The following is a 15,985-nucleotide window of genomic DNA, read 5'->3' as shown; positions in this document are numbered from 1 at the left end:
GCCGCTTGTGGGACAGCCAGTACAGGGGTTCAAGCGATCGCGTCGTCGATGAGGCCGTAGGGCGGTTGGTCCGCCCGTCCGGAGTAACGCACGACAACATCGTTCTCGACCTCGGCGGGCGGCGCGTTGTCGACGATGATGATCTGGGCCCCGGCGCCGCGGCCGGCGAGCCAGGTGTGCAGGTGCTTGTAGAAGTCCGCGATCGTGACGGTGTCGGCGAACTCGGCATCGCGTTCGCCGGTCTGGCCGAGGTTTTTCTGAGGGCTGTCCAGGAAGAGAAAGCCGGGGTGGGAGCCACCCGACTCCCAGGAGACCTCGAAGATCGCGAGGATCCACGCGAGGGAAATCAGGGTCCGGCCGCCGGAGGATGCCGAGGTGTATCGGAGGTCGCGCACGAACGGGACCAGTTCGTCGTTCAGACGGGCGCCACTCAGTTTCGGATACCGCCAGTCGGCCAGGATCGCGGTGAACCGGTCGCTGATGGTCCGGATGATCGCGGCTCGGTCCGTCCGATCTTGCCCAGCAGTAGCGAGTTCTTCGCGAAGGGCCTTGACCGAGGTGTCCAAGCGGAGCACGTCGTTGGCTCGTCTTTCGAGGCTGCTGACCATCTGCAACCCCGCTGCGGCGAGCTGAGCTGCGGCGGTGGCGTCCTGGCGCCGCCGGGCAAGAGCGTCACGTTCGGCGAGGTACGGGCTGATCGCCCGAGTGGTGGCGTGATCAACTTCGGCTGCTGCTTGCTGTTCAGCGGTGCGAGCAGCTTCTACGCGCGGCCTAAGCCGGCTTACATCGGCGTCCAGGTCATCCACGAATCTGGTCAGCTCGGCCAGGCGTGCTTTGGTCGCGCGCAGCTCGGTGCTGACGTCGAACGGGCTGAGGGAGCTGTCGACGTCCGGCAAGGCGCCGTTTCCTCCGCTCGGACCGGCAGCCGTGCCGTTGATGGCGCCGTTCTGCTTTGGCACGGCTGGGGGCGCTACGTCGCCGAGAGTCAGCGTGCCAGTCACATCGGCGACCGGGGTGTGGCACAACCCGCACGCCCCGTCTTCGACCTCGATGGTTCGCCCGAGGGCGGACAAACATGCTGGGCAGACCTTGATCTGGAGCGGGTCGAAGAGCTGATGAGCCTCAGTGAGCATCGTCAACTTGGCCACGTCGGCGGCGTACTGTGCCCGCAGCGGAACCATCCGGCGGAGCTGTGTCTCGCGATCGCGAAGCATCGCATCAGCGCGACGTGCTTCTTCCGCGGCTGCTTGATGCCGCCGCCGCTGCGCCTCGGCGAATCCAGCGGCGGCGGCTACACGCTGGTCGATCGCGTCCTGTTCCCGGGCAACGACGGCCAACTCCTCGGCCGCTCGGTCACGGGCCATTTCCAGCTCCATGCGCCCGCCGAGTCGTTGTTCCTCGACGATCTGCTGTGCCGCTTCGTATGCCACCCGGGCCCGGGCCAGCCGTGTCTCCAGGTCTTTGATGCGCTGTCCGAGGTCTACCGCGCGGTCGTCGTGGACGTCGAACACCACGTCGACGACCTGGCGCAGTTTGAGCGCCTTCATGTGCTGGGTCTCGAACAGCAAGGACTTGCTGGCCACGCGCTCGTTGGGTAGGAAGCACAGTCCCATCAGGTCTCGGAAACTGAGCGGGTCTGTGCCAGAGCTCGCCTGGGTGGGGGCCTCGCGGAGCTGGACGCCTTCCAGCCCGCAGTGCATCAGCAAGAGAGAGGAGAGGCTGTCCGGGCTGCCGGGCGGTTTGATCGGCCGTCGTTCGACAGGGGGGCCAGCGCCGTCGTCGAGCCTGCCGGGGCGTAGGAAGACGTGGCCGGATTGATCTCCGAGGCCACGCTCGATGACGTACGGCGTACCGGACAGTTCCAGCTCGACGAAGGCGTGTAGGACCTTCGCGATTACTTCTGGGTGCCGGGGGTAGTCGCCCGCGCCTAGGCAGTAGTCGATGAATTCCAGGACGGTCGACTTGCCCGTGCTGAAGGCCCCGGCGATGACGGACAAGGAGTTCGGGTTGCCTGTCTCACGATCGACGAAGTCGACCTGGTAGTGGCGTTCGGGTCCGACGAGCCGTAGCCGGCGGACTCGGATGCCTCGTCTGCCCGGCGGCGACGAGGCGGGGTTCGCGGGTGATGTCATGACGACCTGCCCACGCTGTCTTCGCCGAAGGCGTCCGCTTCGTCCAGCTCTTCGGGCTCAACGAACAGGTCGGCCAGGTCGATGCGGTGGGGGCCCGAGGGCTGGCGAGTCCATTCGGTCACCCTCTCCCGGAGCGGTCCGGGCCGGACCTTCCTCAGCCTGCGCACGACAATGGTCGCCGCGGTCATGTAGGAGCGCGCGTACATGGCGGTGAACCGCATCGCCATGTCGACGCCGGCGTCCGTCAACCGGTAAAGCACGTGGCCACGGACTGCGGTGGTCGCCAGGTCGTAAGCGAGCAGGAGCGCCAGGTCGTGCTTGAGCCGCTCTCGCCGCGTGGCGAACCTCTGCGCCGCGCTCGCGTAGGACAACGCCCGGTCGTCGAAGCCCGCCATGAGCAGCTCGAACCGGTCGGGGTCGTCATCGCTCGACGCCATCAGCAGGGGGTTCGCGGCGATGAAGTCGTACGTGCCGAGGCGTTCCAGCTCTACACCGTCCGGGTGGAACTCGGCGACCACGTGGAGGAGAAGCACAAGTTGGGCCAGCCGGAACACCGTGTCGTCCTCCGGCACCGCCACCGGCAGCCGGTGGACGGCGTGGGCCGAGTCCGACGGCGCGGTCATGTGAGGGCTCCGGCGGACTCAGTGTCGGGATCCCGCTGAGCCGGCGCAGGCACCTGCGCTGGCTGCCCGTCCCGATGCTCCACGACCACGTCTTCCCAGTGAGGGACCCAGCCTGCACGGCCGTCCTCGACAATCCGGTGCATCATGCCGCACCGGTGCACGGGCGTCGACCGTAGCTCCGCCGGCCAGGAGTCGCCCATGCCGCGAATCTGTCTCATCACTGACGCGTGCAGACCCGGCAGTTTGGGGCCAGCGGGGTGCAGCTCGGCGACCTCGTTGAAAGACGTTTCCCAGATGCCGTGGACGGTGGCACCTGCCTCAATGAGCGCATTTACCTCAGCGGGCACATCCTTGTCGACGATCTCGCGCGCGAGCAGCTCGGCGTTGAAAAACTCCAGTTTCGCCGAGCTGACCTGTTGGTGCCCGGCTTCCCGGAGCTGCCTGACGAACAGCGCGGTCTCCAGGGCGGTCGCCTTCTCCGGCTCGACCTGGACCACCTCGGGTCGGTCCGGCTTCGGCTCTGCAGGGGGCTGGTACGGGTCGTAGTAGTGGCGCCGGACGTTAGCGGCGTCCGGCGAGATCAGGCGCTGCCGCAACTCGCCCTCGTGCCACAGCTCGATCTTGACGTCGAAGTCTTTCTCCGCCTTCTTCTTCCACGTGGACCACCACTTGTCCATCGGGGCGTCCATGCTCGCGGGAACACACAAGATCCACTTGCGGACTTTGTGGCCATGCTCCGCTGCGGCCTTCATGGCAGACGAGAAGGACTCGCGGATCTGGCCCTGGTGGGAGGCGGTCACCACAGGCATGAAGTATTTCGCCTGCCAGATCACGATCTGCCCCGCCAGGTCACCGACCACGACGTCGATACCCCAGTCGCCCGGGTTGGCCGCGATCAGGCGCGCGCCTCGGTACCACGCTGCCACCAACTCGCGAATCATTTGCTCGAAGTCGTCGCGCGCACCGGCGAGGTTGGCGGCTCGGAGTTCGTGCGCACGAAAGTTGATCGGAGGCTCGCCGGCTGCCAGAACCAGCCCACTCTCCGACACGGGACCCCCTCCTCGACGCCTTCGCCGACAGCATTTCAAAGCGGACAGCGCAAAGCAATCAAGGGGTTACAGGACGACACGTGCGACTGCCCATTCGACTCTTCTTCGCGCAGCAACGGCGGCTAAACCGGGGAGCAGGAGGAGGCGAAAGGCCCCCACATGCGCCCCAGGGCGCTGATCGCGCGAACCCCTGCCCGTACGACACGCTGGCCGACGACTGCCTCAGCTCGTACTGGCTGACCGCCGCCGCGGTGGTACCCAACTGCTGCGCCAAGTCCTTCTTCCGCAGCTGGCGCCATTACCGAGCGAGTGTCAGTGCGTGCGGCTGGAACGCCGCCACGGCCAGCGCCGGCGTCTCGCCCCGGCTGCCGGCAGCCCTCGCGCGAGCGCTGACAGATGCCTGCCCGCGCCGCTGCCCGGACGGACCTGCACGTCGAGCTCGGGGGTCGGCAGCTCGCCGGGAAGCCGGCCGGAGTTGTTCCTCCGGCCGCCGTCGGCCTCACGCACGGTGAGTCGGGCGGGCTGGCCGATCCACAGATGGACCTCAAACCAGGGCGATCCGCCATCACGGTTGTCCCCGTGGCGCACCGATGTAAGCCACGACCTCGCCGGTCTCGATGCTGCCGCCGTGTGCCACGCGCAGGTGCCTCCGGCGGGGCAGCACCCCGACGAACGCGTCAGGGAACTGCTCATCGTCATCCAGAGCCAGCTGACCGTGCCGGCTGTTCTCCACGACACCACCCAGCCGCCCCTCGCTGCCCCCAGCGGATCGACTCGACGCTGGCGGCAATGCCGCCCTACAGCGAGTACAGACGCAGGATGCAGCCGGCGCAGAGGATCTCCAGCAAACTGTCCTCGATCCGCGGGTCAACCCCAGGCAGCCCGGGCGAACTGCGCCGCACCCAGTTTGGTGAGGTTCCGCCACACCGTGGTCCCGAAGCTCATCGCATCGTCGTCCAGCTCGGGCTCTTGCCGATCGGCCGCCTGCCGGTACACCTGCTGGACTAGATCCGCCAAGGGGGACAGGACCCCGCATCCGTCAAGGGTTGCGATGGCTTCGCCAGGTGGGCCACGCCCAGAACCTAGCAGCCGCCACAGACAGACTCTCAAGCCGAGGAGAGCGGGCGTATTACGGGGAGCAGGAGAATGCCGAGCGGAGGTGCTTGCTCACCGCCGGGCGGCGGCCAGGCCGCGCGGTCGAGGTGATCGCGCCACCCGGCACGGGCTACGAGCGACACCTCCGAAGAACGCGCAGTACCCCTGCTAGAATACTTGATTGCCTGCGGCATTCCGTTAGTGTGCCAACAACACCGGCACGCTAGGTCGGTGATGCCTGAGGAGTTCGGTGATCATGACTCAAGCGGATCTGCTCGAGAAGATTGCGCACAGCAGTCGTGTCTACACAACAGGTAGTGGCACCCAGGTCTGCGCCGACAGTCGGGAAGTCCTGCCGAAACTTCCCGCGAACTCCGTCGACCTAATCGTGACGTCCCCGCCGTTTCCCCTTCTGCGGAAGAAGGAGTATGGCAACGAGGATCAGCACGCCTACGTGGACTGGCTTGTCGATTTCGCGAAGGCCGCTAAGGACGCGCTGAAGGACACAGGTAGCCTGGTTCTTGACATTGGCGGCGCCTATCAAAGAGGTCGGCCGGTCCGGTCTCTCCACCAGTACCTTGTCCTGATTGCGCTTGTCGAAAATGTCGGCTACGAGCTGGCCGAGGAGTTTTACTGGCACAACACCGCGAAACTTCCGTCGCCAATCGAATGGGTCAACAAGAGGAAGATCCGGGTTAAGGACGCGGTAAACACGGTTTGGTGGCTCTCCAAAACGGACTTTCCTAAAGTTAACCTCGACCCCGTTAGGGTGCCCTACTCGGAGTCAATGCGGCGGCTATTAAAGAACCCCGACGGATACTACAAACCAAAGCTCCGAGACTCGGGCCATGCCATCGGCAAGGCTTTCCGTCAAGACAACGGCGGCGCTCTCCCGTCAAACCTGCTCTCCTATCCGAACTCGGATTCGAACGGCTTCTACATCCGAACCTGCAAACAGCTTGGTCGGCGCGGACACCCGGCACGCTTCCCTGCCGCACTTCCAGAGTTCTTCATCAAGATGCTGACAGAAGAAGGCGACCTGGTAGTAGACATCTTCAGCGGCTCCAATACGACCGGTAGCGTCGCTCAGCGACTCGGTCGCAGATGGCTTTCCATTGAGGAGAGCCGCGAGTACGCCGACTTGTCTAGTATTCGTTTTCTGGAGGGAAAGGATCTTGATGAGATTCGGAACACGTACGAGTTGGTAAAGGCTGGCAGCTGCCCGAATTTGTAGTTCGCCGATGGCCGGCGCTGCGTAGACAAGAGACCAATTACGCAGCGCCGCCGCTTCGAGCATGGTGGCCGACGGAAGCGACTCGATCTACTGCTGCTCACTCAGCAAGTCTCTAAGCGAGAGAACCGCTGCCGTAGAGACTTGATTATCCAGACTGATCGTTCCTACATTCAGCAGAGTCTCGATTGCGCGATAAGGGTCTTCCGAGAGTTCAGGTCGCAAGGCCAACAGGAGGTCTCGGAGCTCTCCATCGGGGTCGACTGATCCAATGTTGTACAACGTGCCACTTAGGGCGCCGAAGTCGCTGGGCCTTTCAGCTGGCAAGTTTTCTCTTAGAGCGTAGGCGATGCCTAGGCGTCCGGCATCCAAAGCGTCAGGGAGCCTGAAATGGTCCTTCACCCGCTTAGCGGCAGCTTCTGCCGCAGCTGTGAAGCTCATCGTCTTCTTGGGAGTCTTGCCCTGGGAGTGATTTGCTGTCGTGCTGCGCTGTATAGGAGCGGTCACGATATCTGTGCCCCCCGTTCGATTTCGGTGTGACGTGCGGACCGTCTACGTAGGTGATGTTCAGAGGCGAGCAGGTGATCAAGCTCGTGAAGAGCAGTTGCCCGATCGAGCTCGTCATCGTGCACAAGTAGGAGTACCTGATCCGTTAGCATCGGTAGGGCTTTCAAGACATGCCGCTTGTGCGTCCGGTCGAGCCGACCAAAGGGGCTGTCTGTGATGATCGGTCCGCTCATTGGGGAACATCTCTGCAGGGCGGCAATCAGGGACAGCGCAACGATGTGCTCGTATCCGCTACTCCGGTTGACGATCGGTTGGCCATCCTTGTGAAGGATCGTCAGGCCATAGTTTTCATTGATACGGAGCCGGTCATAGTCCGGCTCTCCCGAGAGAACGCGAAAGACGGCGGTGGCGTCTTCTTCGATACGCTCCCGTAGCCTCTCGCGAAAGTCAGTGACGGCAGTATCGAGCAGGTCGTGTAGCCGGGTTAGAAGCGCTACCTTGCGGTCGTACGGCCCGGTCTGGTTATTCCCGGCCTTTGCCAACCTCTCGGATAGCCGGGCGACTGCTGCTTCTTTACTGGCAAGCAGTCGGCGCTCTTCGGCGAGAATCGCTTTCGTATTGCCGAGGCTGATGCGGGTATTGGCGTGCCGTTCAACGAGCTCCATTAGTGCGGCTTCGCCGCTGCCGTCTTCCTTGAGCTGTGTCTCCAGTTCGTTCAACTGTTGCTCAGCGTCCGAGAGGTCTACCAGAGTCTGCTCGGCCTGGCTCTCCAGTTGGGCAAGCAGAGACGCCTCCCCCTTCAACCGGCGGAGTGCCCGTTGGCGATTGCGAAGATCAACTAGCATCCGGTCGAGTTCGGCGGGATCGTCCGACGGCGCGATCTCATCCTGCTTCTCTAGGGTTTGGATCGCCGCGGTGCCTTGGCCGCAGGTAGGGCACTGGCCGCTAGACATCAGTTTGGCGAGGTTCTCTGCTGAAGCCCGCGCAAGCACGGCATGGTTACGCCGCTTCGTAATCTCGTCGATCTCGTCGTCGAGCTGCACTAGCACCTTCTGCGCCGTCGGCTCTATTACAGCACGCCACGCGGTACCCGACTTGGCTTTGAGGTCGTTGACTAGCTCATCGTGGCGTTGACGCAGCCGTTCGACCTCGTCACGCTTCGCGTTGCGCTTGCCTAGCCGTTCGCGGAGGCGAGTTGCGGCTGCCAGCCTCTTCTCCAGGTCGCTAACGCTGCTGGTGAGCTCTTCAACCTTAGTGGTCAGGTCTCGGACGTTCTCGCGGTGCTGGTCTGCTTGCTCGCTCGAAATCTGTAGGTGGTTGCCAAGCTCGCGTGTGCTCTTATCCCGTTGGGCTGCCTTAGCCTGATCGGTGCGGGCGGTCTTCAGGAGCGCGGCAGCATGCGCACGTGCTTCCGTTAGGACGGGTACACCCAGGATGCGCTCAATTGCCTCTTTGAGGCGTTCCCCGACCTCACTGCCAGTAGTCAGTAGCTGCTCGTACTCCTGAAGCAGTTCGGCGTCGAAGAGGAAGAAGCGCGCGATCTGTTCTGGCAGCAGCCGGGCGAGCTCCTGGTCGCGTTCTTCAGGGCCGAGAGCAACCCCGTCGCGGAGCAGGCTGAGCTGCTCACGGAAATCCGCCGTTGTATGAGCCGGGCGAGTGGGATCGTAGGGCTTGAAGGCGCGTGTGAGCTTGTAGGATCGTCCAGCATAAACAAACGATAGGACGGTCTTGAAACCTCTTGCTCCCCGGTGGCCTTCAGCCTCGCTGTTCCCGACGGTTGTAAGGTCGATCTTCGCAGAGCCACGACCGAGGATCACGCCAAACAAGGCATATCGCAGTGCGTTCAGGAATGACGTCTTGCCCCGCCCGTTCTCGCCCCACAAAAGCTCGACGCCGGGCTTGTCAGAGAATTCGTACGTCTGGCTCCCGCGGTAAGGGCCGAAGTCAGTAATTTCCAGAGCCTTGAGGCGCAGCATCTACCGTCCCTCCCGCGAGAGGTAGTCCTCTACTGCCCTCGCTACCGCACGGGTTGCGACTGACCCGTTGTCGAGGTTGTCTCGCTCAGCATTGAGTACGGCCTCGAGAAGCTCCGCGGGAACGTCGGGAAACTCTGCCTCACGCAGCTCCTCAGCTGCGCGAAACACATCCTCAACTGAGGCTTGAGGCAGGACGCGATCAGTGTCAGGCACTGACGCTGCGCTTTCAGTATCACTCATCGTCATAGTCCTCCGACTCGAGGCCCTCGGCACCGTCCGCGACATGGTTTGCGATGACCTGAACTCCATGCTGGATGCAGATTCGCTCGACCTCCGTCATGGCCTGAGGGTTTGCAGCTCCCCTTGCGAAGTCAAGCACACGACCGAGCTCGCCCGCTAGAAGGCGGTCAGTATGTCGACTGCGGATGTTGGGCGGCGTGGCGTCTTCGTCTCTGTCGACGCTTGGTGTAGTGACAGCGTCGTGGAGTCGTGCAAAGGTCTTACCGGGGTACCTGCGAAGGATGCGGCCCCTCCGTTGAATGAACTCCCGGGGATTTCGGCTGCTCGCTAGGATTAGGGCATGTGACACGGCCGGAAGGTCTACACCTTCGTCAAGGCAACGAACGCTCACCAGTACACCGCCATTGAGTTCTAGCTCCGCTAGCGTAGCTTCCCTACTTCCATCCATCTCCGAGTGGTATTCAAGGGATGGGATACCCGCGCTACTCAGCGCAGCCCGCACCTGGTGCACTTGATCGATACTGTCACAGTAGACGATCCATCGTTGACCATCCTGCCAATGATCGACCAGCACCTGACGGGCCAAGTCAATCTTTCCCGACGCCTGCTTGAGAATTCGTGCCCGTGCGATGGCAAGCCGCCGAAGTCGCTCGTTCCCTTCCAGGTCGTTAAAGGCGCCATTGGATCTGGCGACTTCTCGTCGAATCCTGCGAGTAATGTCGTCGTATTCGGCTTGTTCGGCCTCAGTTAGTGGAGCGGCGTGTGGATGGTACGTGTAAGGTGTAAGGACTCGGTCTCGAATAGCGTCGGCAAGGCTGTACGTTGGCTTTAGGATGCCATCGAAGTAATCGAGGATTGCGGAGGTTCCTTCAGCATCTCCCGCCCGCCGTGGTGTCGCGCTAAGTCCTAGGCGCCAGCCCGCTTTGACGCTGAGGATGCTTCTTGCCTTGAGGCTACCGAGTCGGTGCGCCTCATCTGCCACTAAGAGCATACGGTCATGTGGTTGGAGGCGACTGCGGAAGCTGTCGGTGCAAGCGGTTTGTAGCGTCGCCAGTACAATTCGTGCCCCTGTACCGGGCCCGGTCCATGGCCGTAGGAGCTCCTGCCGGCGCCAGTCCTCGTTCCCGTTACCCGCAAGCAAGATCTTCGGATCGAGGTCTCGAAGGCCCTCACCTAGTTCCCGCTGCCATTGTGCGAGCAGCAGCGCGCTCGGGACCACCACAAGGGCGTTGCCGCCGTCCTCAAGGGCGGCACGGATGGCGTTTATAGCGGTATAGGTCTTGCCGCTGCCGGTGGCGTGTTCGACAAGGCCGTGCCGGTGGTTGAGCTCCCAGGACGCAAGGGCCTGCACTTGGTGATCTCGAAGGGGTGAACGGGTTCCGATGGTCTTCGCCCTGACGGACGCTTCGGCAATCACCTCATCAACCAGGACCTCCCAATCCTCAGCTCCGGCCTCCCTGACCCTGGCCATCGCCTCGTCGGTGAGGGGCCGCACCCGGACCCCCGGTGCCTGATCTTGCCAAAGAAGGTCGAACCGTTGCCGCGCACTTTCGGTCCTTCGCGTATCGCGCGCGTCGTGCCATGAAGCGAAGACATCGATGCTCTCGATATTTCCATCGGCAGCGAGGCCAAGATACGTCTCGTTCATCGATCCGCGGAAGCCGACCCAGTCGCTGCTTGAATCACCGAATAGGCCAACCTTGTCGTGGAACATTCGACGCTCTGCGGCTCCTGCTGACACGCCGACGCTGGCCAAACGGATTTCAACCACTCGGGCTGCTATAAGTCCGGCGAGGACCCGAGTTGGCTTCCGGGACCGATCATGAGCAAGAAGAACGTTTAGCTCCGCTACTAGAGCAGCCGCCAGCTCCTCGTTGCGTAGTGACTCCTGACCCTCGCGCAATACTGTGGCGTCAGCGGTAGAAAATACCGGCGAGCAAATGAGCCGCATCTTGCCGCCTGAGCGGACGAATTCTTTCAGGGCGGGCCATGCGATACCGAAGACGGCCGACGAGAAGTAACCGGAGATGCGATCGTAACGCGTTGAGAGCCTCATGCACGGCAGGTAGAAGTCATTGGCTATGTCGTCTTCGCCCTTATCGTAGCTTTCCTTTAGCTCCAACTCTCGGAGGCGCTTCACCAAAGTCCTCCCTGGGATGAATCGGCCTTAGTCGACCGGCGCTGGCCGTGGTCGCCGTGCGTCTCTGCGAGGAGGTCGTCGCGGGTGATCTCATGGCGCCGTACTAGGGCTTGGACAAGATGGTCTGTTCGCGCCGCGACTACGTGTTCGGTGACGCCTGCCGATCGGATCAGGCGAATTTGCTCCGCGATCCCGTCGATAGCTGCTTGATGCACGGTCCGGGCCGCCACCTGAACGCCTTTCGAGTAAGGGAATTCCGAATGGGCGGTCGCATCCCACATGATGAAGGTATCGAAGTCTTGGATGTAGCCCGCTAGAACGACCATGGAACCCGGGGTGGACTCCAGGCTTCCTCGCGAGCGCGGTCTTTGGCCGGGCAGCCTGAGCTGAATGCGGTAGTCGCCTGCGCGACGCTCTGAGGGGTGATCTGTAGCGTTGAACAGGTAGACGATCAGCCGAGGCGGCAAGGGAGAGGCAGTTCGAAGCCTCAGCGGCTTGGTCGCCATGTCCAAGGGAGAGGGCCATTCCGCCAGGCGGTCTCCCAAGCCGGAGCAGAAGTGACGGTGCAGCTCAGGGACGGGCCATCGGACGGGGTTCCCGGACATATGGGAAGAGTACGCAGCTCGTCCAGCCTGGCTGCTTGCCATGCCGCACCTACCCATCCCACCAGTCCCATCCCTGCAAGACACAGTTACCATGCCATGCCAGTACGACATCGCCAGGACGATGTTGAGGGTAGAGCGTCCGACGGCCGGTTCACCTGCATCCGCGAGCGGCGGCCGGTCGTTTCCGGCAACGCGCTGATTTGCCGGCGTCGCTCGACATGCGACCTACGACTCTCGCTGAGCCTTACCGCCCGGCGTCGCACCCTTCGACTAGCCGGGCGGAGACGACGTCCGACAGGCAAGCGTTCCAGCACGTCCTTCCCTGACGGAAACCAGCCGCTCCGCGTTGTCGTTCCGGGCGCGCATGGTCCGGGTACTGCTCCTGCGGCGGCCCGGGAATCCTCTTGCGTACAACCTCAACGGTGGCACCAGGGGCGGCTGCAGCGCTCTTCGGTGCCTCGGCCGTCCGCTCGCGCAGTCACGAGGGTGGCGGTACACGCGCAGGTCGCGTCCACGCCGGCGGCTGTACCCGAGCGTGGTCTCGTATGGGTAGACCCGCCACACGACGGTCTCCCCGCCGCCTGGCACGACGTCCCCGCTGCGTCCGGCCTGCCATGCAACAGGCTCCATGGCGTCAAGGAACCGCGCCGGCCGAGGTGTACAGGGCGAGCCGGCCTCCGGGTGGTGCCTGCGCCTTTTCCCCCGACGACGATGTCTTGATCAATAGATCCATGTAGGGGGCGAAGCCGGAACAAGGCTTGCGCCTGTTTCGACCGTTTGGGTCTGTGGTGCGACGTAGCTGCGTCGGTAAGTTACTTCGGACGTGATTAGACGGCTGTCGGCTGTGGGTTTGCCGGTCGGCTCTTGACCGGGCAGGGGTCGGGCGTGGACGACGAGGTGATCATTCCTTCACGGGCGGACGACACGGTGCGGTCTGTTGGCCGCAGGTTCATCGACGTAGGACTTGGTGAGGCCGGATCGGTGTTCCTCCCAGGCAGGTCGGTGTGGACACGGGAGGCCGCGGCTGAGCTGTTCCGCGTCTACAACGACCGCCCGGACGAGGGCTCCGACCCGTTCATGATCAAGCTTCGCCGGCAGCTCGACGGCGCGTCCGATGAGGCAAAGCTGTTGGCTGCGGAACTGCTGACGCTGCAGGCGCTGCCGCTTAGCAACCTCACCTCGGCGACGAAGCGGAGACGGGTCGAGTCCGTGCTGGCGTGGATGCACACGCCCGCGACGGTGCCGGAGGCGGTCCTGGCCGCTTTCCGGCAGCACACCTGGAATGGCGGCACCGGGGCACACACGATGCTGTGGAAGTGGCTCGCCGACGCGGTCGAGTTTCTCCTGGCATGGTGGTCGCTGCCCGAAGAGCAGCGCACCTCGGCGCTGGTTGATCCGTGGGCGTGGCAGGAAGTCGTGTACGGGAAGAAGCTGATGGCATCGCTCCGGGAGGCGCTGCTCTACCTCGGGTTTCCCACGCACTTCTTGCCGATCGTCAACGTCGACCACAAGCGGGCGATCCGCGACGCGTTCGCTCCAAGCGCCGCCGTGGTGCCCACCAGGGACCTCAATCGGGACCTGTTTCAGATTACCGCCCGGGTGCAGGAGCAGGTTGGCGGGCAGCGGGTTGACTTCTATCGGCCGCCGTTCGCCAGCCAGTGGAAGCCGCCCCCGCAGGGGCGGCGCGCCTGGCTGGTCCGACCGCGCGGAGCCGACGACATGCTCGACGCTTGGAAAGGCGACGGAGCGGTCTGGCTCGTGGCCACCCATCTCGGCGAAGTGTCAGCGGGAGCCGAGCGGCCCGATGTCCGGGCTGCCGTGGATGCCGGTTTCGGGCATCTGGACTACGCCGGCCGGCTGGTACTCGCCACGGAGTACCACGCCTTCCTGTCGTTGATGAACGTCGAGGACATCGTGGCGACGGTCGCGGACGACCGGCTCCACCTCGGAGTGATCGACGGCGAGCCGGAATACGTCTCTGATGGCGACGGTGTTTGGCTGCGCAGGCCGGTGCAGTGGGTGGCAATGGACGCGCTCACGGTGGACACCCTTCCAGCACCGCTGCCCGCCGAGCTGGATCAACAGGGCACCGTCGTCGATCTGACCGGCGCCCTGGAGGTACTCACCGCGCTGATCGAGAAGGTGGTCGAGCCTGCGGACTCGGGAACGGACGACGACGGACGAGGACCGGAACTGGGGCAAACCGTGCCTCCGCTGGCGGCCGCCACCGACGACCTCGCTGATCGCCTGCACCTACCTCGACGTTGGTTGCAGGACCTACTGGATCTGTGGCACGAGCGCACCCAGGTGGTGCTCTTCGGCCCACCCGGCACTGGCAAGACGTTCATCGCCCAGGCCATCGCCAGGCACATCGCCGACCGGGACGCCATTCGGCTGGTCCAGTTCCACCCCTCCTACGCCTACGAAGACTTCTTCGAGGGATTCCGGCCAGTCGAAGGCGCGGACGGCGGAGCCGTGGGCTTCGCCAAAGTCCCCGGACCACTGCGAGAGATCGCCGCAGCGGCCAAGGCGAACCCGGCCAAGCCATACGTCCTGCTGATCGACGAGATCAACCGGGCAAACCTGGCAAAGGTCTTCGGTGAACTGTACTTCCTCCTGGAATACCGGCAGGCCACCGTCCGCCTCCAGTACTCGCCGGCGGAGGCATTTAACCTGCCGCCCAACGTCCTGCTCATCGGCACCATGAACACCGCCGACCGGTCGATCGCCCTGGTTGATGCCGCCATCCGGCGCCGCTTCGCATTCGTCGAACTCCACCCCGACGAGGAACCGATCAGATCGGTGCTGGAGGGATGGCTGAAGAAGCGGGGCAAGACCGACGACGCACGGCCGGCACTGCTGCGTGCCCTCAACGAGGCGATCGGGGAAGCGGACCACGACTTCAAAATCGGCCCCTCCTACCTCATGCGACCAGGCGCCGACCACGCCGGCGGACTCGACCGAGTCTGGGACCACGACCTGCTGCCACTGCTAGAGGAGCACTACGCGGGGCGCCTGTCACGCGCGGCGGTTCGCAGCAAGTTCGGCCTCCCGGCCATCCGTCTGCGGATGAGCACCGGGGTGCCCAACGGCGCGCAAGGAGGTAACGGCACCGACCCCGGATACGTTTTGGCGGTGCCAGACGGTGCCAACGCAGCCGCGGGCGAGGCGTGAACTCCATCGGCGCGCCGGAACCAGTCGTCCTCACGGAGGTGGGGACCAAAGAGGTCGTGCTGGCGCTGGACGACAACCAGGTGGCGGCCCTGCGCGCGGCCGACCTGGTCACCGTGCGCCGTGCGGCCGGTGGCCAATGGAAGCTCAAGGCTGGCCGCAAGGTCGGTGCGATCCGGATCGGCAACATCGAGATAGAGGTGACGCCGAAGGTCGGCGTTGCCAACATGCTCTTCTTCCTCGGCTACGCGGCGCACCCGGGATTCCGCCCCGAAGACGTGGCCGGCATCCCGACCGCAGGCCTGTGGCCCGCGCTGGCCACGTCGCTGATCCGCCACACCCGTCGGGCGATCGCCTCGGGCCCACTGCGCGGATACGCCACCGTCGACGACGCCCTACCACTCGTCCGCGGACGGATCCGGTTCGGCGACCACCTCGCCGGCCGCCCCGGCATACCGCTGCCCATAGAGGTGCAGTACGACGAGTACAGCAAAGACATCCCCGAGAACCGAATCATGCGCACCGCCGTACGGCGAATGCTCGCTGTGCCGCGGTTGAGGCCGGCCGACCAGGCCGATCTGACCGAGCTGGACGCACGCCTGGCCGGCGTAACCGTGTTGCCGCCAGGCACCCCACCGCCCGTCTGGCACACCAGCCGGCTCAACGCCCGATACGACCCGGCGCTCCGTCTCAGCGAGCTGATCCTGCAGCACTGCTCCGCCGACCCAGGCGCCGGCCCCCACACCATCGCGGCCTTCGTGGTCAACATGGAGAAAGTGTTCGAAGCGTTCATCGGCGCCGCGCTGCGCGAGGCCCTGTCGGCCTACCCCGGCCACACCGAAACCCCGGCCAAGGACGCGCTCGATGCAGGGCAAGCCATCCGGATCGAGCCGGATGTCCTACACATCATCAACGGGCAACCGGCGGCGGTGTTCGACGCCAAGTACAAGATCGAACCTGGCACGGGAAAGCCCACCAACCCTGACATCTATCAGATGCTCGCCTACTGCACCGCTCTGAATCTCCGCATCGGATGGATCATCTACGCTGAAGGTACAGAGCCGCCCACGACGTGGCGCATCCGCAACTCCGGCACCACGATCGGCTATCGACCCCTCAACCTGCGCCAACCACCTCACCAACTGCTGAAAGACGTGCAGTACTTCGCTGACTCGGCCATGCGCAAAGCTGCACCACTTCGCCACCACGCTTGATC

Annotated in this window: 11 protein-coding genes; 3 read left to right on the top strand and 8 right to left on the bottom strand. The window is 64.0% G+C overall.

The genetic code is table 11. The features are described from left to right. Positions 1-29: 29 nt before the first annotated feature. From ACFYOS_RS13060 to ACFYOS_RS13040, 5 genes are all read right to left on the bottom strand, one after another. Complete coding sequence (locus ACFYOS_RS13060) at positions 30-2,132, bottom strand: DNA recombination protein RecN (RefSeq protein WP_387139560.1); 2,103 nt, start codon at positions 2,130-2,132, stop codon at positions 30-32. Continuing rightward, a complete protein-coding gene (locus ACFYOS_RS13055; protein ID WP_387139557.1) occupies positions 2,129-2,710 on the bottom strand; it encodes a hypothetical protein in 582 nt (193 codons plus the stop codon). Before ACFYOS_RS13055 ends, ACFYOS_RS13060 begins: the two co-directional genes overlap by 4 nt. 41 nt (positions 2,711-2,751) lie before the next feature. Next, the gene (locus tag ACFYOS_RS13050; protein WP_387139554.1) at positions 2,752-3,804 is read right to left on the bottom strand and encodes a hypothetical protein; all 1,053 of its coding nucleotides are present in this window, start codon (positions 3,802-3,804) and stop codon (positions 2,752-2,754) included. Positions 3,805-4,369: 565 nt separating this feature from the next. Further along, positions 4,370-4,537, bottom strand: a complete 168-nt coding sequence (locus tag ACFYOS_RS13045; RefSeq protein ID WP_387139551.1) for a hypothetical protein — start codon at positions 4,535-4,537, stop codon at positions 4,370-4,372. A gap of 134 nt (positions 4,538-4,671) precedes the next feature. Next, positions 4,672-4,800, bottom strand: a complete 129-nt coding sequence (locus ACFYOS_RS13040) for a hypothetical protein (RefSeq protein WP_387139547.1) — start codon at positions 4,798-4,800, stop codon at positions 4,672-4,674. A gap of 355 nt (positions 4,801-5,155) precedes the next feature. Here ACFYOS_RS13040 and ACFYOS_RS13035 point away from each other — a divergent pair, with 355 nt between their 5' ends. Then, the gene (locus tag ACFYOS_RS13035) at positions 5,156-6,133 is read left to right on the top strand and encodes a DNA-methyltransferase (protein WP_387139616.1); all 978 of its coding nucleotides are present in this window, start codon (positions 5,156-5,158) and stop codon (positions 6,131-6,133) included. Positions 6,134-6,633: 500 nt separating this feature from the next. Here ACFYOS_RS13035 and ACFYOS_RS13030 read toward each other — a convergent pair whose 3' ends face one another. The 3 genes from ACFYOS_RS13030 to ACFYOS_RS13020 form a co-directional block, all read right to left on the bottom strand. Continuing rightward, the gene (locus tag ACFYOS_RS13030; protein WP_387139544.1) at positions 6,634-8,613 is read right to left on the bottom strand and encodes an AAA family ATPase; all 1,980 of its coding nucleotides are present in this window, start codon (positions 8,611-8,613) and stop codon (positions 6,634-6,636) included. Positions 8,614-8,845: 232 nt separating this feature from the next. Next, a complete protein-coding gene (locus tag ACFYOS_RS13025) occupies positions 8,846-10,993 on the bottom strand; it encodes a DEAD/DEAH box helicase family protein (protein WP_387139541.1) in 2,148 nt (715 codons plus the stop codon). Beyond that, positions 10,990-11,499, bottom strand: a complete 510-nt coding sequence (locus ACFYOS_RS13020; RefSeq protein ID WP_387139538.1) for a hypothetical protein — start codon at positions 11,497-11,499, stop codon at positions 10,990-10,992. The genes ACFYOS_RS13025 and ACFYOS_RS13020 overlap by 4 nt, the downstream gene beginning before the upstream one ends. 984 nt (positions 11,500-12,483) lie before the next feature. On the opposite strand from ACFYOS_RS13020, the gene ACFYOS_RS13015 reads away from it, so the two are divergent. After that, entirely contained in the window at positions 12,484-14,772 is a 2,289-nt protein-coding gene (locus ACFYOS_RS13015; protein WP_387139535.1) for an McrB family protein, read from the top strand. Beyond that, on the top strand, positions 14,769-15,983 hold the full coding sequence (locus tag ACFYOS_RS13010; protein WP_387139532.1) for an McrC family protein: 1,215 nt from the start codon (positions 14,769-14,771) through the stop codon (positions 15,981-15,983). Before ACFYOS_RS13015 ends, ACFYOS_RS13010 begins: the two co-directional genes overlap by 4 nt. Positions 15,984-15,985: the final 2 nt, after the last annotated feature.

The sequence above is a fragment of the Micromonospora sp. NPDC005806 genome (genome assembly GCF_042871425.1).
In the GTDB taxonomy this organism is placed as follows: Bacteria; Actinomycetota; Actinomycetes; order Mycobacteriales; family Micromonosporaceae; genus Micromonospora.
Note: the sequence above shows the minus strand (reverse complement) of the source record. Positions and strands in the feature narration are given on the sequence as shown.

Excerpts from the sequence above, each read along its gene's own strand:
- ACFYOS_RS13060 (WP_387139560.1), bottom strand. The coding sequence starts at position 2,132 with ATGACATCACCCGCGAACCCCGCCTCGTCGCCGCCGGGCAGACGAGGC.
- ACFYOS_RS13030 (WP_387139544.1), bottom strand. The coding sequence starts at position 8,613 with ATGCTGCGCCTCAAGGCTCTGGAAATTACTGACTTCGGCCCTTACCGC.
- ACFYOS_RS13020 (WP_387139538.1), bottom strand. The coding sequence starts at position 11,499 with ATGGCGACCAAGCCGCTGAGGCTTCGAACTGCCTCTCCCTTGCCGCCT.
- ACFYOS_RS13035 (WP_387139616.1), top strand. The coding sequence starts at position 5,156 with ATGACTCAAGCGGATCTGCTCGAGAAGATTGCGCACAGCAGTCGTGTC.